Consider the following 20,065-nt stretch of genomic DNA (forward strand, 5'->3'; position numbering starts at 1 on the left):
TCGTCAGCCGACTGTTGTGAGCGTCGCCGAGCCGTGGCCGTGTACAACGCGAAACCTCCCCGCACGGTCCTGCTTCCTCACGGGAACCTTCAGAACACGCGTGATGAAACTTGATCAACCTGCCACAGGTAACCGGATCTGTCAGTGACACAGACCCTATCGTGAGCGTCATTCCAAGTCACACCCGCAGTACTGCAAATTGTCGCAGGCGGGGTAACTGGAATGCTTGCAATTTGAACCGGCTGCACATTTCCTGGACTCACCCTCCAAAGAATCTCCTTGCCGCTCGTGACATAGGCATTGCCTAGGTCATCCAGCGTTACACCCATAGGGTTGCCGAGATTCTCGCCAACCTTTATTGATGTCTCCTTCTCCAGGTTAATCTTGAACAGTGAGCCACCTTTAACGTCGGTCACATATGCATTCTCCCTATTTCCATCCAGTGCTACATCGCCGATCTCGTCAGTTTCAATGCGAGCCACTTCGGTGGTATTCGTGCCAGGCTGGCCGTCCAGGGCCACCCTCANCCTTGCCGCTCGTGACATAGGCATTGCCTAGGTCATCCAGCGTTACACCCATAGGGTTGCCGAGATTCTCGCCAACCTTTATTGATGTCTCCTTCTCCAGGTTAATCTTGAACAGTGAGCCACCTTTAACGTCGGTCACATATGCATTCTCCCTATTTCCATCCAGTGCTACATCGCCGATCTCGTCAGTTTCAATGCGAGCCACTTCGGTGGTATTCGTGCCAGGCTGGCCGTCCAGGGCCACCCTCAACAGAGCGCCGTTCGCAGTGACGTATCCGAAACGCCTGGCCGTGTCCAACGTGACGCCTATGGCACCCGGTATGCTAGCGACGAGCTTTTTTTGCGTGCTGTCCACAGTGTCGTGCAGGCCGGCCACTTTCCATAGCGCGTCAGGTGTAGTGATGTAGGCGCAATCCGCCTCGTCGTCTAGCGCCACATGTGCGACACGGTCGGGTAGGGTTGCAAATACCTCCAAGCTTCCATCGCCCTCGCTTTTCACCCTCCATACCTTCTGGTTATAGTAGTCGGCGGCATAGATATTCCCCATTGAATCGATTGCCACGCCAAAAGAATCACCGATTCCTTGGGCGACCAATGTCGGCGATTGCGTCATGTTCGACCTCCAAAAGAAGATTCAGGAATGCCACACTAAGATTAGTCTCGGAGCGACCAGACCACTCCGACGCCTTGGGGAACAGCCTGGAGCCATCGGCAAAGGTGCACTTGAGGTGTAGGAATCTGCCGGTCTTTTGATCACTATTAGGTCATCGACCCCGGGCGCCCCCTCGGCTCTGGGGAGATGCAGGCCTTCCTCGTGGCCTCCCAGCCAGCTTTCGTAGACCGACCCAGGAGTTGTCAGACCAACCGAAAGGGTGACCTGCATACGCACCGCTACCGGCCCAGATCCACCAGGTTCGAGCACTACCTCACACCGGTCGAGTTCGAACAGCAATTGATCACGTCACGTACGCTGTCAATCGTCGCATGAAACTCGGTGTCCACTCCCGGGGATCAACCTCAGCCGTTCCTTGCGGACGATCAGCCGCATTCCCTTCGGCCAGCCCTTGAGGCAGTCCCCGGCGAGTTCGGCGACCCAGGCTCTGTCCCGGTTCTCGCCGCCGGGCTCGACCGCCGGTGCCCAGGCCGGGGGCCGAGACCTTGAGGACGGCCTGGTGAATCTGCTCGGTGATGGTCATGCCGATCGAGTACGACAGCCACCTTCCACGCTGGGCGAGCCAGGCGACGAACTCGTGGGTGCCGCCGCCGGAGTCGGTGCGGATCAGCGTCCGGCGTCCCCGTCAGGGCCGTTTCGGCAGCTGGGCCAGCGTCAGTGTGGTGGCCTCGATGTGGTCGGCGGCGTGTTCGGGGGATCTGCACGGGCCCCTCGCCGGTCGGCCCGGGCCGGGGCCGGGCCATCTCCGAGCATCACCTGATCATCGGCAGGCACGGGATCCGCTCGCGGTCACCTTCACTGGGCACAACCGCAACTACGTCACCGAGTTCATGCTGCTGGATGCCACCCCGCCTGTCCGGGGACGGTTCGGCCACTCGCAGCGCAAGCTGGACTCCCTGCCGAGGGGCGGAGGGTAGGGGGAGACGTATGAGTTTGCCAGGTGCTGTCTCCGCTGTTGGCTTTGTGCCCGAGTGTTTGGAGTGTTGAATTATGAGTTCCCCTATGTCTTCGTTCTTTACGCAGGCTGGCAATTTTGATAGTGCAGTGTCGGGTGGGGTTGATCCCCGGACGGGGCTGTTCGGGGTTGAAGTCACTCTGGGCAGTTTGGTGGGAAATAATAATCTTGGCCCGTCACTTCCGCTGAGCCTGAGTTATTCGCCGCTCAATAGTGTGGATGCAGGTTTCGGGCAGGGTTTCCAGCTAGCGTTGACGACTTACGATACCGATAATCGGCTGTTGGCCCTGTCGACTGGCGAACAGTACAAAGTCTTGGAGACCGATACGGATGTGCATTTGCAGCAGAAGGGCCTAGATACGGTCCGATTTACGAAGGATGATGATTCCTATCGAATCGTCCACAAATCTGGTGACGTCGAGATTCTGACTGGGCCGGACAATGCGTACAGTCACAAAGTTCCGACCGCTTGGGTGACGCCCTCGGGTCACCGCTTGACATTCGACTGGAATTGGGACGCCGCGCAGCCCCGCATTTATCAGGTTCATGATGAGAGTGGCCAAGTGCTGCTAAATGTAGAATACTTCGGTATCTCCAAGACCGTTCTGCACGTTCTACCTGATCTTTCTGAAGCTTATGACGTAGAGCTTATCTTTAAGAACGAACTACTGAATAATGTGCGCCTGCTCGTGCCCGACGCGGACCCACTGGTATGGACTTTCTCCTATGACGACATGGGTGAATGGGGTGAGTGGATTACCGGGGTTCTTATGCCGGGCGGAATGTCGGAGACAGTCAACTACAACAGGGATGGGCACGAGTTCCCTGATAGCAGCTCACTTCCTAAGCTGCCTTATGTAGGGCTGTATACGCTCGTGCCTGGTGGTGATCAGCCCGCGATTGAGGCGTCCTACATGTTCAGTAGCACCAACTTCGTCGGAGGCGCGTACCCTGGCGCGACTTTCGACTCTGATAATGATACTCTTTATGGTTTCGAGACGGGATATACGTACTATTCTGTTGAGTCTCGGACTTGTGGGGGTAAGACTCAGAAAGTTACTCGCACATATAACAGCTACCATCTGCTGACGGACGAGATGACAGAGCTGGAGGGATATTCCGGCCTTGTCCATACCGACTATTATGCGACCGTTGGTCAGTCGTTTGAACAGCAGCCTCCGCAGTTCCAGCTCCCGAAGATGCGGACGGTCACTTGGACCGATGCGCAGAAGAATGCGCGGAGCGAGGTCACAGTGACCAATTTTGACGAGCAGGGTAATCCGCAGAGTCGGATTGATCCGGATGGGGCGCGGACGGACTGGACGTTCTATCCGGTGGATGGCGACGGTGAGGACTGCCCTCCTGATCCCAATGGGTTCGCCCGTTGGCTTAAGGACGTTGTCCGGACGCCTCCGGCCACCGAATTTGATGCGCCTGTCAGGAAGACTTCTTACCGCTACAAGGCATATGCCACCCCGGATCCGCAGGTTACGTCTGTGGTGGTGCAGTCGGAGGAGACGGAGTACGCCGATGGCCAGGCGCTGAGTCGGAAGTCTTGCGGATATGTCCTATCGGGTGCAGAGTTCGGCCGTATCAACAAGCTGACGGAGACTGAGTACCCGGACGGGGAGGGTGGAGATTCATATTCCTCGACCCACGCCTTCAGCTTCTCGGTGGACGGGGAAATGATTTCACAGTCCCATACTCTGGTGACTTATGATCAGCTCACGGTGACACGGTCGCAGAAGCGCTCGAGGTTTACCGGGCGCCTGCGGTCGGCTGTTGACGAGCAGGGCGTCACAACGGCCCTGACCTATGATGCTCTTGGGCGGGTACTGTCCCGAACCTCGAATCCGGACACCCAGTATGAAGCGACAGAGAACCACGCCTACACCGTGGGCGGCAGTGCACCGTTCCAGATGACGTCCACGGACCCATTGCGCAATCAGGTCCGTGAGAGTTTCGACGGCGCGGGCCGGCCGATTCTGCGCGAGTACAAGAACACTGGCGGCGACTGGCACACCGTCAAGCAGGTGAGCTATGACGAGCAGGGCCGCACGGCATCGATGACGGTGTCCGACTACCTCCCTGACGGCAGCAGGATCGGGCAGACCCAGACGTTTTCCTATGACAACTGGGGCCAGCAGGAAAAGAGCACGTCCAGTGATGGGGCGGGCCAGTCCACCCAGACCGATCCCGTCAGCCTGACGACGGCGAGCCAGCAGCTCGGCAACGGTACCCCGGTCACCGGCAAGACGGTAGCGACCTGCAACGTGCGAGGCGAACCGGTGAAGGTGGAGCGGTTCGACCTCCAGGGTGCCTCGGCCGGCAGCCGCCTGTTCGAACGCGATGGCTGGGGCAGGGTGCGACGTGAGACTGACGAGGCCGGGAACACCACGCGCTACGACTACGACGTACGAGACCGGCTCACCCGGACCACCCTGATGGACGGCACGGTGACCATCCAGGGATACGAGCCGTTCTCCTCCGGCGCGTTGGCTGTGAACCTCACCGTGAACGGAGCCTCTTACGGCACGCAGTCCTTCGACGGCATGGGCCGGCGGACTGCCACCACCTCCGGCGGCCGCACCTGGTCCTACCGATACGACAAGGCCAGCGATCCCATCCCTTACAAAGCAGTCATGCCCGATCTGCAGGAAGTCAATTACCAGTTCATCCCAGAGCTGGGCAACACCATCTCGCAGATCCAGACCGGCTCTATCACCCAGACGATCACCCCTAATCCGGTTACCGGCTTCCTAACCCAGGCCCAGGAAGGTGACGTCACCATCACGCGCGAGTACACCCCCTCCGGCCTGCCGGACTCCGAGACCACCAGCTACTCCGGCTCACCAGATGCCACTGCGAGCTGGGGCTTCACTCTTGGCGGTCTCGAGCACACCCATACGGCAGTGGACGGCACAGTCCGGAAGACTGAACGGGATGCCTATGCCCGCGTCAGCGCCGTCACGGACCCGGACATGGAAGCATCGCTGGGCTACGACTCCGCTGGCCGCCTCAGCACATGGACGGCCAAGGATCCCCATACCGGATACGCCCTCACCACCACCGTCACCCCGGACGACTTCGGCCGCGAGAAGAAGCGCACCGTCACGGACAGCCGGGGAAACACCTGGACCCTCGCCCAGGAATGGCAGAACAACGACCTCATCACCCGCAAAACGTTCAGCTACGGCACACAAGTACTCCGTGACGAAACCTTCACCTACACCAACCGCAACCAACTCCACACCTACACCTGCACCCGCACCGGAAGCGGACCAGTAGACGATCACAACAACCAGATCACCCAGCAGACCTTCACCTACGACGCCTACGGCAACGTCACCCAGTGCCAGTCCCAGTTCATGGACGGCGGCTCCGACACAGCAACGTACAACTACGACAACGCATCCGACCCCTGTCAGCTGACCAGCATCACCCACACCGGCGGCGCCTATCCCTCCCAGATCATCCTGGCCTACGACGCGGCCGGCCGACTGACCACCGACGAGGACGGTCGCACCCTCACCTACGACTCCCTCGGACGCCTGAAATCAGCAGGCCCGGCCAACACCTACGGATACGACCCGCTCAGCCGGCTCTTCACCCAGCAGACAACCGAACACACCAACGTCCTGCACTACCGCGGCGAGACCCTCTCCACCCTGGTCGAAGACGGCCAGCCCACCCGGCTCCTTCAGCTGACCAACGCATGCGTCGCTCAGAACCGCAACGGCCAGACTCAACTCCTGTCCGCAGAAGGCAACCAAACCCCCCTCTCCACAACGCAAGACACCGGCGACCCAGAACTCCCCACCTACACGCCCTACGGCCAGCGCCCTCCGCAACCGCAGACCAGCATCCTCGGCTACACCGGCCAGCGCACCGACCCCGAAACCGGCTGCTACCACCTCGGCAACGGCACCCGCACCTACAACCCCGCCCTCCTGCGCTTCCACACCCCCGACACCCTCAGCCCCTTCGGCGCCGGAGGCATCAACCCCTACTCCTACTGCCTCGGCGACCCCGTCAACCGCACCGACCCCACCGGCCACCTCAGCTGGAAAGCCTTGCTCGGCATCGGCCTCGGCATCGCCGGCCTCGCCCTCACCGCAGTCACCGGCGGTATTGCCATCGGCGTCGCCGGCGGGATCGGCGCAGCACTCGCCGACACCTCCGCCGTCGTCGTCGGCGCCCTCGGCGTCGTCTCCGACGTCACCTCCATCGCCAGCGGAGCCGCCGAAGAAGCCTCCCCCAAAGCCTCCAGCATCCTCGGATGGATCTCCCTCGGCACCGGAATCGTAGGGCTAGGCGCCGGAGTAGCCACGGCTCGCGCAGCCAAAGCAGCTTCAGAACTCACCGAAGGAGCCGACCGCGGACTCGCGCTACAGAAAGGCGAGCTACCGAAAGACGGGGGACTCGGGCTACAGAAAGTAGGCGGACACTATATGACACTAGTGAAGAACGGTACAGAATTTGACGTACCCGTGCCGGCCGGCGAGACACTAAAACTGGCCCAGACCAACCCTGAAGCCGTTGGCCGGCCAGTAGTTCTGCCAGGACGGTTCCCACGTACCTTCCAATCCGTGACCAACGCCGAAGGCGCAAGGGTATGGGTCAGCCAAGATCCAGTCCATGCTTCTTTGGTCAGGGAAGTCACCGCGGATGCGTTGAGTCGCGGCAAGCAGGTTCACATCCTCAGCGCGACGCACGGCGCCGAGCTGGGAGTCAGAACCAAGAAGTGCGAGGAGGTTAGATTCTTTAGGGAAGACGTCAACACAAAACTTTCTCTCCGGACCAAAAAGAGTCGGAAGTTGGATGCGTTTCCGAGGAAGTCGCAGAGCAGAGTGGTCATCTACTACACACCAGAGATGTCACCCCAGGAGATCGGGAGAGTCCTGCGACAGGACTCCAGTAACGAAATCATCGCGGCATTCTGCTTCAGCCGTAACGACAGCGTGGTCCGCGAATACCTGCAACTGGGCCCCACATACTCATACTCGCCCTTCTACTACAAATTCTACTAAGCGATTTGAGACTGTGAACCACTCGGGGTGAGGGCCAATGTCGCCTTTATCAGACCGTTCTCACCCTCCGGCTGATGACGAAGAGTAGATAGGATATCGCGACCTGACAGGGCTCCTGGCCGTTCGGCTCGTGCTCTCGCTCAGCAACATCCCCACACAGGAGCCCTGTTGGCCCCGAAAACAATGAGCTTTTTCGAGGTCGCCACCGATCGGTGATGGTCCGTGACGCAACAAGCGAGGCCCCCGGGCTGTTGATCGAGATGTCTGACGTCTCAATCACGTTGCTCTGGGGGCCTCGTTGGTCAACCATCCTGCCGCACTCGACCTGCCGCATGCACTCGTGGAGTGGGTCACCATGCTGATCGTCACCCGTGAGGGCGAGCGGCGGTGCAACTTACTCCCACCGACTGGACGCACAACCGAGTCCTGGCCGCGGCACGAGCACCCGTCGAACGCGGCGTCGCCCGCCTGAAGTCGTGGCGGATCTACCGCAGATCCCGCTGCAGCCCCAACCCCATGACGTCAATCGCCAAGGCGGTCCTCACACTGGAGCGTCAACGCTGAAGAGGCGTGTCAGACCCGTCAAGCCCGGGGAAGCCCGCCAACCTCTCTTGGTTGGCGGGCTTCCCCATGGTCAGGTGCGCTCTTCCTCACGGGCCCGTCCTATGCCAGCACGTCGATCCGTCCCCGGCAGGCGGCGCGCATGACCTGCAAGTCGTCTATGGCGAGTTGATGCAAAGCTTGGTCATGGCTCGGTGCATCGACTGCCAGCAGTACGCATCGTTCCAGCTTCTTGATCGCTGCGGTCGGCAGCACGAAAGAGCCGACCAAGTGGAAGCCGGTGTCGACGCGGGTGAGGAGCGTCGCTTCCAGGGCGTCCCACGTACGTCGTGACGCCGCCTGCTTGTCCTGACGGTCGTCATCCGATGAATGGCGGAGTTCTTCCAAAGACCTGATCATGTCTTGCGTCCGCAGGTGCAGGGCCGTGCTGATTTTGCGGACACGGGCGAAGACTTTCAGCGTGGCGGCGGCACCTGCCGCACCCAGGGTGAGCGTCGCTCCCAGGAGCACCGGGCGGAACTTTGGGTCATCCTGGGTGTGCTCCATGAACCAGAGCACGCCGATCAGGCCGCACCAGATGGTGAAGACACGCACCGGCGCTGCCCTTGCCAGCCGTCCGCGAAGTCGTTCGAGCGCGAAGTTGTTCGGCTCGACGCCGGTTCCGTAGACGAACTGGAGGCCCCATACCAGGAGGAGCAGCGTGGCGGCCCATCCTCGGTCAGACGGCGCCGTGATCAGCGCCAGCCAGGCAAACAGCATCACGAGAACGACGTAATAGATCAGCGGCGCGGCTGTGAACCGGCGCTGGCTTCGCTCGGGCAGGTTGTCGTACCAGGGCCTGAGGAGCCAGAGCGTGGGAAGTGTGAGCAACACACCGACCGGGAGCTGGACCATGAGCCAGACCCGAGAACCAGTGGCCACGCCCACGAACATCAGCACAGGGACGAGCAATCCGAGGATGGTAGCGATTCCGAACTGCTGATTCTCGGACACAGCCCGGACTCTCGTGGGTATCTCCAGCGAACGCAGGCGTTCCTTGATCTTGAACACGGGGCGGTGCCTTCCAGGGGTGTGTGCCGTCGGCGAGACCAATGGCACACCAACCTACGGTTCGGTACCGACAGTGACCCGCCACCCCCGGAACTGTCTACGCGGACGCCATCTCAGGTCCCACAGCGCCACCTCGACGCCGCCGCTCCGCCAGGTAACAGTCCGCCAGGCCCGCTCGAGGCGTGTGCGGGCTCGTCGCCGTCGAAGGTCAGCCAGTCGCCCGGCCGCAGCACCAAGCCCCCGCCCGCGCTCACCGGCCCGCCTCCGGCGAGACCAGGGAGCCGGCGTGCAGGGGCACCGACACGTCCACTGTCAGTTCGTGCGACTACAGCAGGTGGAACAGCACCGGCAGCACGGCCAGCGGCTCACCCGTCGTCGCGGCGGGCGAAGTAGTCCGGCGCGTGCGAAAGTGCCCGGCCGTTCGCCGCCGACCAGAACTAAGGTTGATCCCCGGGAGTGGACACCGAGTTTCATGCGACGAGTGACAGCGTACGTGACGTGATCAATTGCTGTTCGAACTCGACCGGTGTGAGGTAGCCGAGGGCGGAATGCCGACGGCGCCGGTTGTAGTACGACAGCCAGCGGAACAGCTCCAGCCGAGTCTGAGTCTTCGAAGTCCAGCGCCTGCCGTGGAGCAATTCGCGCTTGAGGCCCTGGAAGAACGACTCGGCGAGGGCATTGTCGTAGCTCGAGCCGACCCGGCCCATGCTGCGCCGGATGCCGTGGCGGCGGCATACCTCGGCGAAAGCGGCCGCGCTGTATTGACCGGATTCAACTGATCGTCGCAACACCTTGATCGGGAGGTGGAGCGATGGGCTCTGTGGAGCGGCACAAGCAGGTTCGTGCGTATTGGGGGTTGATGCCGTCGCCGGGCAGGCCGTCGGTGGCCTGGCGTGAGGACAGGGTCAGGTTCTGGAGGGCGGTTGCTCGGGGTGCCAAGACCGAGGATGCGTGCACTGCTGCCGGGGTGTCCGGGCCGGTGGGATTCCGCTGGTTCCGGCACGCTGGCGGCGTGAATCCGTGTCTTCCTGATGAGGTGTCCGGGCGCACCTGTCGTTTCCCGAACGGGAGGACATCGCCGTCTGGCATGCCCGGGGCGCCGGAGTCCGGGAGATCGCCCGCAGGCTCGGACGGGCGCCGTCGACGGTCTCCCGTGAGTTGCGGCGCAATGCCTCTACCCGGACCTACAAGCTGGACTACCGAGCCTCGACCGCGCAGTGGCACGCTGAACGCCGGGCCCGGCGCCCGAAGACGGCCAAGCTCGTGGACAATCCGAGGCTGCGAGCCTATGTCCAGGCCCGGCTGTCGGGGGACGTCACCGACGCCGGAGGCAACCGTGTGGGCCCGGAGGGCCCGGCCTGGAAGGGGCGCAACAAGCCGCACCGCGGCGACTGTCGACGTACTCCTGTGAGTGCTCCACCAAGTACGGAGATATCTGCACCAGTGAGAGGTCGGGGCAGTCGACGTCAGCTCGTAGGCATGGCGGTGGCAGGGAGGTGAACCTCCAACACGACTGCGGTGCCGGCCACGGTCCTGTCCTCGTTCATGCTGATCCGCTGGCCGGTTTCGACGTGCGCCCAGTGAGAGGGCGTGAGGGGAACGAGGCGGACAGTGGCCCGGCCGCCGGGCTCCAGAACGGGCATGTCCTCGACCCAGAGCCCGGCAATGCTCACCGAAGCACCCCCGGTGGGTGAGAGGTTCCCGATGTCCCACATGGGCCGCAGAACACCGTGACCGGAGATTGGTGTCGTGCGTCGTGCTTCCGTGGCTGGACGGAGCGTCAGGTCCGCCCGGATCATTCCGTTTCGGATCTCGGAGCACCGCCAGTGGCACCAAGCTGCGCTCCGTTCAAGGCGGAGTTGCTCTGCCGCCTCGGCAGGCTGCTCCCAGAACGTCAACGGCAGGGGATGTCCGTCTCCGAGCTCCTCCAGCAGGCTCAGCGCGATCTGCCATTCGTCGTGGGCAAGGTAGTCCCAGATGTCTTGCACCGTGATGTCGTTGTCGGTAGCGGTCTCTTCCGGGACGAGGAGGAAAGCCGATTCGAGCAGTTCGGTGACATCCATGTGGTCATTGTTGACCATGTTGTCAGGCTGCGTCGCTCTGCTCTCGTTCGATGGCGGCGAGGCGGTTCTTGAGCCGGTGACTGGGACCGTTGACGGAGATGACTCCGCAGTGGTGGAGGAGGCGGTCGAGGATGGCGGTGGCGAGGACTTCGTCGCCGAACACCTGTCCCCATTCGCTGAAGGTCTTGTTCGAGGTCAGGATGATCGAACCCTTTTCGTAGCGCTTGGAGATGACCTGGAAGACCAGGTTCGCCTCCGCGCGGGCGAGGGGCTGGTAGCCGATCTCGTCCAGAACGAGGACGGCCGGCCGCAGGTAGCTGCCGAGTTTGCTCGTCAGGCGCCCGGCAGATTCGGCGGCGGTGAGGTTGCGGGCCATGTCGTCGAGGCTGGTGAAGTAGATCGAGTAGCCGGCCCGGCAGGCCGCGAGGGCGACGGCGATGTACTCGTCGTGCTCCATCTGCTGCTTCCTCCATAGACGTGAGCGGCTCCGAGCGAGTCGCTGAGGGGGTGCCGCTATGTGCGGCGCCGGCACGGAAGGAGCACCGGGCCGGAGATCAGGTGTGGTCAGGCGACGTTCGAGGCGCAGGCGTTGCCGCACGACGCCCCGCAGCCGCCATCGGTAGCAAGGACAGGTTCGACAGCTCCGCCGGACTCGATCACGCTGACGTCGAGGTCTACATGCCGCCGCAGCGGGACACGCACTGGGAGATCACCTTCGACATCCTGGAGCAGCTCCGCACCACGTACGAACGCCGGCAGCTGAAGACCGATGTACGTATCGACCTCCCCGGTCACCTCAACGGCTTCGCCTCCGACGTCGTCGCCCTCTCGCCCGACGCCATCAAGGGCGAGGACGGCCGCTGGCGCTACCAGGACATCGAATTCGTCGCCGAGGTGATCTCGAAGGCCACCGCCGCGAACGACTACGGCGTCAAGAAGGCCGTCTACGCCACCGCCGGTGTCCCCGTCTACCTCATCGTCGACCCGTACACCGGGACCTGGCACCTGCACACGCTCCCGAAGGAGGACGAGTACCGCAGCGTGCTGAGCCTCGACTTCGGCACCCCGGTCGACCTGACCTCGACCGTCGTCGGCCTCACCCTCGCCACCGACGCCTTCCCCCGCGACTGACCCCGCGCCCGGCAAGCATGCGAAAGGCGCCCTCCCCCGCTCCGGGGAAGGGCGCCTTTCGCGTGGTTCACGCCGCCGTCGCCAGCTGCTCGCGCGGGACGAAGCGGACGTGCGGGCGGCCCGGGCGGAGGTCGACCTTCAGGCGGAGGCCGCCGACGCGGACGAGGGCGAAGCCCACGGCCAGGGCGGCGATCACCGAGATCGCGCCGCCGGACGCGAAGCCGATGCGGGCGCCGTACGTGTCGCTGATCCAGCCGACGATCGGGGCCCCCACCGGCGTACCCCCGGCGAAGACCATCATGTACAGGCTCATCACCCGGCCCCGCATCTCGGGGTCGGCGGCCATCTGGACGCTCGTGTTGGCCGTGATGTTCGTCGTGAGGCCCAGCATGCCGATCGGGACCAGGAGGATCGAGAACAGCCAGACGTACGGGGAGACCGAGGCCGCGATCTCCAGCAGGCCGAACGCCGTGCCCGCCGCCACCAGCATCCGCAGCCGCGAGGAGCGGCGGCGGGCCGACAGCAGTGCGCCGGCCAGTGAACCGGCCGCCATCAGGATGTTGAAGAACGAGTACATGCCCGCGCCGCCGTCGAAGACCCCGTCCGCGAAGGCGGTCAGCCAGATCGGGAAGTTGAAGCCGAACGTGCCGACGAAGCCGACCAGGACGATCGGCCAGATCAGCTCGGGGCGGCCGCGGACGTACCGCAGGCCCTCGCGGAGCTGGCCCTTGGCGCGGGGCACGGTCACCGAGGCGTGGAGTTCACTCGTCCGCATCATCAGCAGGCCGATGAGCGGGGCCAGGAAGGACAGGCCGTTGAGCAGGAACGCCCAGCCGCTGCCGACCGTGGTGATCAGGACGCCCGCGACGGCGGGGCCGATGAGCCGGGCGGACTGGAAGTTCGCCGAGTTCAGGCTGACCGCGTTGCGCAACTGCGCGGGGCCGACCATCTCGGAGACGAACGACTGGCGGGCCGGGTTGTCGACGACGGTCACCATGCCGAGCAGGAACGCGACCAGGTAGACGTGCCAGACCTCCACGACCCCGGTCAGGGTCAGGACGGCCAGCGCGATACCGCACAGGCCCAGCATGGCCTGGCTGACGAGCAGGATCTGCCGTTTCGGGAGGCGGTCGGCGATGACGCCGCCGTACAGGCCGAAGAGCAGCATCGGAAGGAATTGCAGGGCCGTGGTGATGCCTACGGCGGTGGCCGAACCCGTCAGGCTCAGCACGAGCCAGTCCTGCGTGATGCGGGACATCCAGGTACCGGTGTTGGAGATCACGGCGCCCGTGGCGAACAGGCGGTAGTTGCGGATCTTCAGCGACGAGAAGGTCCCGCCGGTCGTGCTCTCGTGGGTGGAAGTCGGTGCGGGGGCGGAGTCTGCTCCGGGTCCCGTACTCAAAAGGGTTCATCTCCTCGTACGTCTGCGGCGTGCGGTCCGACGAGGACGTGACGACGGGCGCTCCGGCGGTGATCCGGTCCGGTCCGGCCGTATACAGGGATACGGCCCGGCGGGTGGATCACCGTCGGCGCGCCCGTGGGGTCACAGGTGGGCGAGCTTCTCCAACACGGGCGCGGCGGCCCGAAGCGTCTCCCACTCGTCCTCGTCCAGGCCCTCGGCGAGGTGGGCCAGCCAGGCGTTCCGCTTGGTGCGGCTCTCCGCGAGCATGGCCTCGGCCTGCTCGGTCTGGCTGACCCTCTTCTGCCGACGGTCATCGGGGTGCGGTTCCAGCCTGACCAGCCCCTTCGCCTCCAGCAGCGCGACGATGCGGGTCATCGACGGCGGCTGCACGTGCTCCTTGCGGGCCAGCTCGCCGGGGGTGGCCGAGCCGCAGCGGGCCAGGGTGCCGAGCACCGACATCTCGGTGGGGCTCAGCGACTCGTCGACACGCTGGTGCTTCAGGCGACGGCCCAGCAGCATCACGGCGGAGCGGAGGGAGCTCACGGCGGCGGCACTGTCGCCGTCGTGGATCAGGTCAGGCATGTTTGTTAGCGTAACTCATTACCCAATCTAAATACCACCCGGTTTACACCTCCCGTAAATTCCGATCACCCGAACGAGTGAGTTGGAAGCGGAAAGTGACGCAAAGAGCGCTCCGGGGCGGCGACCCTGCTGGACATGGGATCGACAGTACTCAGCCTGCGGATAGACGGTGAGCTGCTCGACCGGCTCCGGCAGCACGCCGCGAAACGCGGAATGAGCGTCCAGGACTACGTGGTCCGGACGCTCATCCGCGACGACTTCGACGAACGCTTCAAGGTGGCCGTCGAGGAGACGGAGAAGTTCTACGGAGAGACGGAGAAGCTCTGCGGACCGACAGGCCCTACGGTGACCAGGGACCCGATCACGTGAGGCCGAGCGCCGGCATCGCGTAGTAGAAGACGAAGACCGCCGACACCACGTACATCGCGATCGGCACCTCACGGCCCCGGCCCGCCGCCAGCCGCAGCACCGAGAAGGCGACGAAGCCGATGCCGATGCCGTTGGTGATCGAGTACGTGAACGGCATCATCACCATCGCGAGGAACGCGGGGACGGCGAGCGTGTAGTCGCTCCAGTCGATGTCCCGCACCGAACCCGCGATGATCAGGAAGCCGACCGCCAGCAGGGCGGGAGTGGCCGCCTGCGACGGGACCATGGTCGCCAGCGGTGTGAGGAACAGCGCCACCGAGAAGAGCAGACCGGTCACCACGCTCGCCAGTCCGGTGCGGGCGCCCTCGCCGACGCCCGCGGTGGACTCCACGAAGCACGTGGTGGCGGAGGCCGAGGTCGCCCCGCCCGAGGCGACCGCGATGCCGTCCACGAACAGCACCTTGTTGATGCCGGGGAAGTTGCCCTTCTCGTCCATCAGCTTCGCCTCGTCGCCGACGCCCAGAATGGTGCCCATCGCGTCGAAGAAGCAGGAAAGCAGCACGGTGAAGACGAACAGCACGCCCGTCAGATAGCCGACCTTCTCGAAACCGCCGAACAGACTGACCTCGCCGAGCAGCCCGAAGTCCGGCGCGGAGACCGGATTGCCCGGCCACGACGGCGTCGTCAGACCCCACGCCCCCTCGGGCAGCCCCGCCACCGCGTCGATGACCACGGCGACGCCCGTCATGGCGACGATCGAGATCAGGATCGCGCCGGGCACCTTGCGCACGATCAGCGCGAGGGTGAGCAGCGCGCCGAGGACGAAGACGAGAACCGGCCAGCCGTTGAGGTGGCCGTCGCCGCCGAGCTGGAGCGGCACGGTGGTGTGCGCGGCGTCCGGGATGCGCGAGACGAAACCGGAGTCGACGAGGCCGATCAGCAGGATGAACAGGCCGATTCCGATCGCGATGCCCTTGCGGAGCGACCTCGGCACGGCGTTCATCACGCGTTCCCGCAGCCCGGTGGCGACCAGCAGCATGACCACGACACCCGCGAGGACCACCATGCCCATCGCGTCCGGCCAGCTCATCCGGGGGGCGAGCTGGAGGGCGACCACGGTGTTGACGCCGAGGCCGGCGGCGAGCGCGATCGGCACATTGCCGATGACGCCCATGAGCAGCGTGGAGAAGGCGGCGGAGAGCACGGTGGCGGTGACCAGCTGACCGTTGTCGAGCTGGTGGCCGTACATGTCCTTCGCGCTGCCCAGGATGATCGGGTTGAGCACGATGATGTACGCCATCGCGAAGAACGTGGCGAACCCGCCGCGGAACTCACGGGCGACGGTCGACCCCCGCTCGGAGATCCTGAAGAACCGGTCCAGGCTGCCCTGGGGCTGCGGAGCCGCGGGGGGCGGGGAGTCGACCTGAGCGGTGGCCGAGGGGGGCATGGGTGACCTCAGTCGTACGTAGGGGAGGCGGAGCAAAGGACGAGAGGTGATCGAATTTGGATGTTCCGACGAACAATTCGAGCCAGCCCAAAGCAGATTCAGTATGAATACATCAAGCGAAGATCGCTATCTCCGCGCGTAGACCCTTGGGCGGACCGGCCCGCCACCCGCCGATCGGGTGGTCCGCGGGGTGCCCCATACACTGAACGCATGGAGAAGTGGACACCGAAGCACGAGGCGCCCGAACCCCTGGAGGGCCCCGTCGTCGCCACCGTCGTCGGCGGCACGATCCTCTGGTTCGTCCTCTTCCTCGCCCAGCTCCCCTTCTACGGCTGGTTCGCGGACCGCGGCCACACCTGGTGGGTGTGGACCCCGCTGGCCGGAGCCGGACTCGGCCTGATCGGGATCTGGTACGTGCGCGGCCGCGACGCCGCCATCAAGCGCCACGCGGCCCGGGCCGAGGCCAAGGACGCGGCCGGGGCGGAGGCGTCGGACGAAACGCTGGGGGGCCGCTGAGCCGTCGGCCCGACCGGACCGGCAGGACCGGCAGGACCGGCAGGACCGGATCGGCGGGACGGGACCGGCAGGGCCGGATCGGATCGGCGGGACGGGACCGGCAGGGCCGGATCGGATCGGCGGGACGGGACCGGATCGGCGAGACCAGTCCGGATCGGATCGGTCCGGATCGGATCGCCCGACCCCGCTTCCGTTTCCGTTTCCGTACAACCACAGGACCGACTTCGTCCTCCCCTGGTCGGATCTTCGACCCCCCGGCGGGAGTTTCCCCGCGGGCGCCCGTAACGTCGGACCCATGACGCAGCGGGCACTCGATTCCTCCGGGGAGCAGACCCCCGGCCCCTCCCGGCCGGCCATGATCGACGCGGGGGCGGAACTCGACCCCGTGCACCCCATGGAGCCACCACCGCCGCCCCACCGGCCGGGCGGTCTGACCACCGCCGAGGTCGCCGAACGGGTCGCGCGCGGCGAGGTCAACGACGTACCCGTGCGTTCCTCGCGCTCGGTCACCGAGATCGTCCGGGCCAACGTCCTCACCCGGTTCAACCTGATCATCGGCGTGCTCTGGGTGATCATGCTGTTCGTCGCGCCGATCCAGGACAGCCTCTTCGGCTTCGTGATCGTCGCCAACACCGGCATCGGCATCATCCAGGAGTGGCGGGCCAAGAAGACCCTGGACAGCCTCGCGGTGATCGGCGAGGCGAAGCCGACCGTGCGGCGCGACGGGGTCGCCGCCGAGATCTCCACCCACGAGATCGTCCTCGGGGACGTCATCGAACTGGGCCCCGGGGACAAGGTGGTCGTGGACGGCACGGTCGCCGAGGCCGACAGCCTGGAGATCGACGAGTCGCTGCTGACCGGGGAGGCCGACCCGGTGATCAAGCGGGCGGGCGACCCGGTGATGTCGGGCAGCTTCGTCGTCGCGGGCGGCGGGGCGTTCACCGCGACGAAGGTGGGGCGCGAGGCGTACGCGGCCCAGCTCGCCGAGGAGGCGTCGCGCTTCACGCTCGTCCACTCGGAGCTGCGCAGCGGCATCAGCACGATCCTGAAGTACGTCACGTGGATGATGGTGCCGACGGCGATCGGGCTGATCATCAGCCAGCTCGTCGTGAAGGACAACAACTTCAAGGACTCCGTCGCCCGGACCGTCGGCGGCATCGTCCCGATGATCCCCGAGGGCCTGGTGCTCCTCACCTCCGTCGCCTTCGCCATCGGTGTCGTACGCCTGGGCCGCAAGCAGTGCCTGGTGCAGGAGCTGCCGGCCATCGAGGGCCTGGCCCGGGTCGACGTGGTCTGCCTGGACAAGACGGGCACGCTGACCGAGGGCGGCATGGACGTCACGGAGGTCCGGCCGCTGAACGGGAGCGACGAGGCGTACGTCCAGGAGGTGCTGCGGACGTTCGGCGCCTCGGACCCCCGGCCCAACGCCAGTCTCCAGGCCATCATCGACGCGTACCCGGCGGACGGGGACGGGAAGGCCGCCTGGACGGTCACCGACGCGATGCCGTTCTCCTCGGCGCGCAAGTACAGCGGCGCGGCGTTCACCGAGGCCGACGGGACGGCCTCGGCCTGGCTGCTCGGCGCACCCGACGTCCTGCTGGCCGAGGGCGACGCGACGCTCACCGAGATCGAGCAGCTGAACAAGCAGGGGCTGCGGGTGCTGCTGCTGGCCCGGGTGCAGGGCGACGACCTGGACGCGCCGGGCGCGGCCGCCGGAGCCGCCCCCACCGCCCTGGTCGTCCTGGAGCAGCGGCTGCGGCCGGACGCGGGCGACACGCTCGCCTACTTCGCCGACCAGAACGTGGCCACCAAGGTCATCTCCGGCGACAACGCGGTCTCGGTCGGCGCGGTCGCCGGAAAGCTGGGCCTGGCGGGCGCGGAGAACACCCTCGACGCCCGCCGGCTGCCCACCGACCCGGACGAGATGGCCACGGCCATGGAGCAGAACGCGGTCTTCGGCCGGGTCACCCCGCAGCAGAAGCGGGACATGGTGGCCGCCCTCCAGTCGCGCGGCCACACGGTCGCGATGACCGGCGACGGCGTGAACGACGTCCTCGCCCTCAAGGACGCGGACATCGGCGTCTCGATGGGCTCGGGCTCGGAGGCCACGCGGGCGGTCGCGCAGATCGTGCTGCTGAACAACAGCTTCGCGACACTGCCCTCGGTGGTGGCCGAGGGCCGCCGGGTGATCGGCAACATCACCCGGGTCGCGACGCTCTTCCTGACCAAGACGGTCTACTCGGTGCTGCTGGCGATCCTGGTGGTCTGCACCCAGGTGGAGTACCCGTTCCTGCCGCGGCACCTGACCCTGCTGGCCACGCTGACCATCGGCGTCCCCGCGTTCTTCCTGGCGCTCGCGCCCAACAAGGAGCGGGCCCAGCCCCACTTCGTACGCCGGGTCATGCGGTACGCGATCCCCTCGGGCATCATCGCGGCGGCGGCCACCTTCGCCACGTACCTGCTGGCACGGCACCACTACACCGGCGAGGGCGCGCTGGACGCCGAGACGAGCGCGGCGACGCTGACGCTGTTCCTGGTCGCGATGTGGGTCCTGGCGATCATCGCCCGCCCGTACACCTGGTGGCGGATCGGCCTGGTGGCGGCGATGGGGCTCGGCTTCCTGATCGTGCTCGTGGTGCCGTGGCTCCAGGACTTCTTCGCGCTGAAGCTGGTCGGCACGACGATGCCGTGGACGGCGGTCGGCATCGCGGTGGCGGCGGCGGTGCTGCTGGAGTTCACCTGGCGCTGGGTGGGGCGGCGCTTCGGGGCGTAACACCCCCTGGGCCGCGGACATACGGAAGCCCCCGGGAGGACGGTGATCCTCCCGGGGGCTTCCGTATGTCCTGCTGTGCGGTCGCGGCTACTTCACGTCGACGAAGTCGCCGGCGGCCGAGACGGCCGGGGTGGTGGACGTACCGGCGAAGCTGTAGCGCCAGTAGCCGTCGACCGAGGCCTTGACGGTGGTCTTCAGGGTGCCGGTGGAGCTGGTCTTGATGGTCTTCACCGTCGTGTAGCTCTTGGCCCCCTTCTTCTTGAACTGGAGCTTCACGGGCTGGTTGGTGTAGCCCTTGTACGTGTTGGTGTCCCAGTTGGCCCGCGTGAGCTTCCCGGTGACGGTGAGGGTCTTGCCCTTCTTCACCGGCTCGGGGGACGCGTTCACGGTCAGCTTGGAGAACCGCTGGACGCGGGTCTTGGCCTGGGCGTCCTTCCAGATGAAGTCGTTCTCGCCGCCGGTGTCCGCGAGCGCTCCGGCCGCGACCTTCCAGGTGCCGGCGAGGGTGCTCGTGTAGAGGTCGTCCGACCGCGGGTCGACCGTGACCGAGACGGTGCAGGTGGAGGTGGTCGGGTCGGCCGAGACCTTGCAGTTGCCGAACTCCTGGGTCGGGCCGAGGAAGCCGTCGACCGCGTCGGCGGGACCGTGCCACAGGTAGGCGAACGCGTCGGCGATGCCGGACGGCGACGAGGCCGTGATCGCGATGGTGAACTTCTTCTTGGACTGCGTGCCCACCACGATGTCCTTGCCGCCGTTGACGACGACCTTCTTGATGACGGGCTTCTCGACGGCGCGGGCGGCCCGGGCCTTGGCGGCGGGCGCGCCGGACGCGGACTCGGCGGCGAAGACGTCGGCACCGGACGGCAGGCTGACGCCCGCGTCCGGCTTCTCCTCGGCCTGGACGGCCGGTACGGCAAGAGCGGAAAGGGCCAGGGCGCCGGAAACGGCGGCCACGGTGGCACGAATACGCATGTGTCCCCAAGTGG

Annotated in this window: 12 protein-coding genes and 7 pseudogenes; 8 read left to right on the top strand and 11 right to left on the bottom strand. The window is 65.3% G+C overall.

Features of this window, described 5'->3' with window-relative positions:
* Positions 1-89 precede the first annotated feature (89 nt).
* Complete coding sequence (locus A3Q37_RS36880) at positions 90-482, bottom strand: hypothetical protein (RefSeq protein ID WP_176711503.1); 393 nt, start codon at positions 480-482, stop codon at positions 90-92.
* Between the two features lie 1,066 nt (positions 483-1,548).
* Positions 1,549-1,885 (bottom strand): annotated as a pseudogene (locus tag A3Q37_RS35960) (transposase); the annotation flags it as partial.
* A 20-nt stretch (positions 1,886-1,905) separates the two neighbouring features.
* Here A3Q37_RS35960 and A3Q37_RS37980 point away from each other — a divergent pair.
* The 3 genes and pseudogenes from A3Q37_RS37980 to A3Q37_RS35965 form a co-directional block, all read left to right on the top strand.
* Positions 1,906-2,087: pseudogene (locus A3Q37_RS37980) on the top strand (IS5/IS1182 family transposase); the annotation flags it as partial.
* Between the two features lie 115 nt (positions 2,088-2,202).
* Entirely contained in the window at positions 2,203-7,185 is a 4,983-nt protein-coding gene (locus tag A3Q37_RS37350; protein WP_176711504.1) for an RHS repeat-associated core domain-containing protein, read from the top strand.
* A 390-nt stretch (positions 7,186-7,575) separates the two neighbouring features.
* Positions 7,576-7,749: pseudogene (locus A3Q37_RS35965) on the top strand (transposase family protein); the annotation flags it as partial.
* A gap of 99 nt (positions 7,750-7,848) precedes the next feature.
* Here A3Q37_RS35965 and A3Q37_RS24625 read toward each other — a convergent pair.
* Positions 7,849-8,796 carry a hypothetical protein gene (locus A3Q37_RS24625; protein WP_065487825.1) on the bottom strand — a complete coding sequence of 316 codons (948 nt, stop codon included), beginning with the start codon at positions 8,794-8,796 and terminating at the stop codon, positions 7,849-7,851.
* Positions 8,797-9,266: 470 nt separating this feature from the next.
* Positions 9,267-9,560, bottom strand: a pseudogene (locus tag A3Q37_RS24630) (integrase core domain-containing protein); the annotation flags it as partial.
* 47 nt (positions 9,561-9,607) lie between these two features.
* Here A3Q37_RS24630 and A3Q37_RS35970 point away from each other — a divergent pair.
* Positions 9,608-10,188 (top strand): annotated as a pseudogene (locus tag A3Q37_RS35970) (transposase); the annotation flags it as partial.
* 74 nt (positions 10,189-10,262) lie between these two features.
* On the opposite strand, the gene A3Q37_RS24635 reads toward A3Q37_RS35970, so the two are convergent.
* The 3 genes and pseudogenes from A3Q37_RS24635 to A3Q37_RS36585 form a co-directional block, all read right to left on the bottom strand.
* Positions 10,263-10,877 (bottom strand): hypothetical protein, encoded by a 615-nt coding sequence (locus tag A3Q37_RS24635; RefSeq protein WP_255311929.1) that lies wholly within the window; start codon positions 10,875-10,877, stop codon positions 10,263-10,265.
* Between the two features lie 4 nt (positions 10,878-10,881).
* A pseudogene (locus tag A3Q37_RS24640) lies at positions 10,882-11,298 on the bottom strand (ATP-binding protein); the annotation flags it as partial.
* A gap of 125 nt (positions 11,299-11,423) precedes the next feature.
* Positions 11,424-11,561 (bottom strand): FxLD family lanthipeptide, encoded by a 138-nt coding sequence (locus A3Q37_RS36585; protein WP_369691470.1) that lies wholly within the window; start codon positions 11,559-11,561, stop codon positions 11,424-11,426.
* Here A3Q37_RS36585 and A3Q37_RS24645 point away from each other — a divergent pair.
* Positions 11,532-11,990, top strand: a pseudogene (locus tag A3Q37_RS24645) (Uma2 family endonuclease); the annotation flags it as partial. The gene A3Q37_RS36585 and the pseudogene A3Q37_RS24645 overlap by 30 nt on opposite strands.
* 67 nt (positions 11,991-12,057) lie before the next feature.
* Here the strand turns inward: A3Q37_RS24645 and A3Q37_RS24650 are convergent.
* Both A3Q37_RS24650 and A3Q37_RS24655 read right to left on the bottom strand, forming a co-directional pair.
* Positions 12,058-13,392, bottom strand: a complete 1,335-nt coding sequence (locus A3Q37_RS24650) for an MFS transporter (RefSeq protein WP_065487827.1) — start codon at positions 13,390-13,392, stop codon at positions 12,058-12,060.
* A 141-nt stretch (positions 13,393-13,533) separates the two neighbouring features.
* Positions 13,534-13,974 (bottom strand): MarR family winged helix-turn-helix transcriptional regulator, encoded by a 441-nt coding sequence (locus A3Q37_RS24655; RefSeq protein WP_006126571.1) that lies wholly within the window; start codon positions 13,972-13,974, stop codon positions 13,534-13,536.
* 135 nt (positions 13,975-14,109) lie between these two features.
* On the opposite strand from A3Q37_RS24655, the gene A3Q37_RS24660 reads away from it, so the two are divergent.
* Positions 14,110-14,343, top strand: a complete 234-nt coding sequence (locus A3Q37_RS24660; RefSeq protein WP_065487828.1) for a hypothetical protein — start codon at positions 14,110-14,112, stop codon at positions 14,341-14,343.
* On the opposite strand, the gene A3Q37_RS24665 is transcribed toward A3Q37_RS24660, so the two are convergent.
* Positions 14,336-15,790 (bottom strand): NCS2 family permease, encoded by a 1,455-nt coding sequence (locus tag A3Q37_RS24665; protein WP_065487829.1) that lies wholly within the window; start codon positions 15,788-15,790, stop codon positions 14,336-14,338. The genes A3Q37_RS24660 and A3Q37_RS24665 overlap by 8 nt on opposite strands.
* 210 nt (positions 15,791-16,000) lie before the next feature.
* Here A3Q37_RS24665 and A3Q37_RS24670 point away from each other — a divergent pair, with 210 nt between their 5' ends.
* Entirely contained in the window at positions 16,001-16,306 is a 306-nt protein-coding gene (locus A3Q37_RS24670; RefSeq protein WP_065487830.1) for a DUF2530 domain-containing protein, read from the top strand.
* A gap of 295 nt (positions 16,307-16,601) precedes the next feature.
* The gene (locus A3Q37_RS24675; RefSeq protein WP_065487831.1) at positions 16,602-19,079 is read left to right on the top strand and encodes an HAD-IC family P-type ATPase; all 2,478 of its coding nucleotides are present in this window, start codon (positions 16,602-16,604) and stop codon (positions 19,077-19,079) included.
* 87 nt (positions 19,080-19,166) lie between these two features.
* Here A3Q37_RS24675 and A3Q37_RS24680 read toward each other — a convergent pair whose 3' ends face one another.
* Entirely contained in the window at positions 19,167-20,051 is an 885-nt protein-coding gene (locus A3Q37_RS24680) for a calcium-binding protein (protein WP_065487832.1), read from the bottom strand.
* Positions 20,052-20,065 lie beyond the last annotated feature (14 nt).

It is taken from the genome of Streptomyces sp. PTY087I2, from assembly GCF_001687325.1.
In the GTDB taxonomy this organism is placed as follows: domain Bacteria; phylum Actinomycetota; class Actinomycetes; order Streptomycetales; family Streptomycetaceae; genus Streptomyces.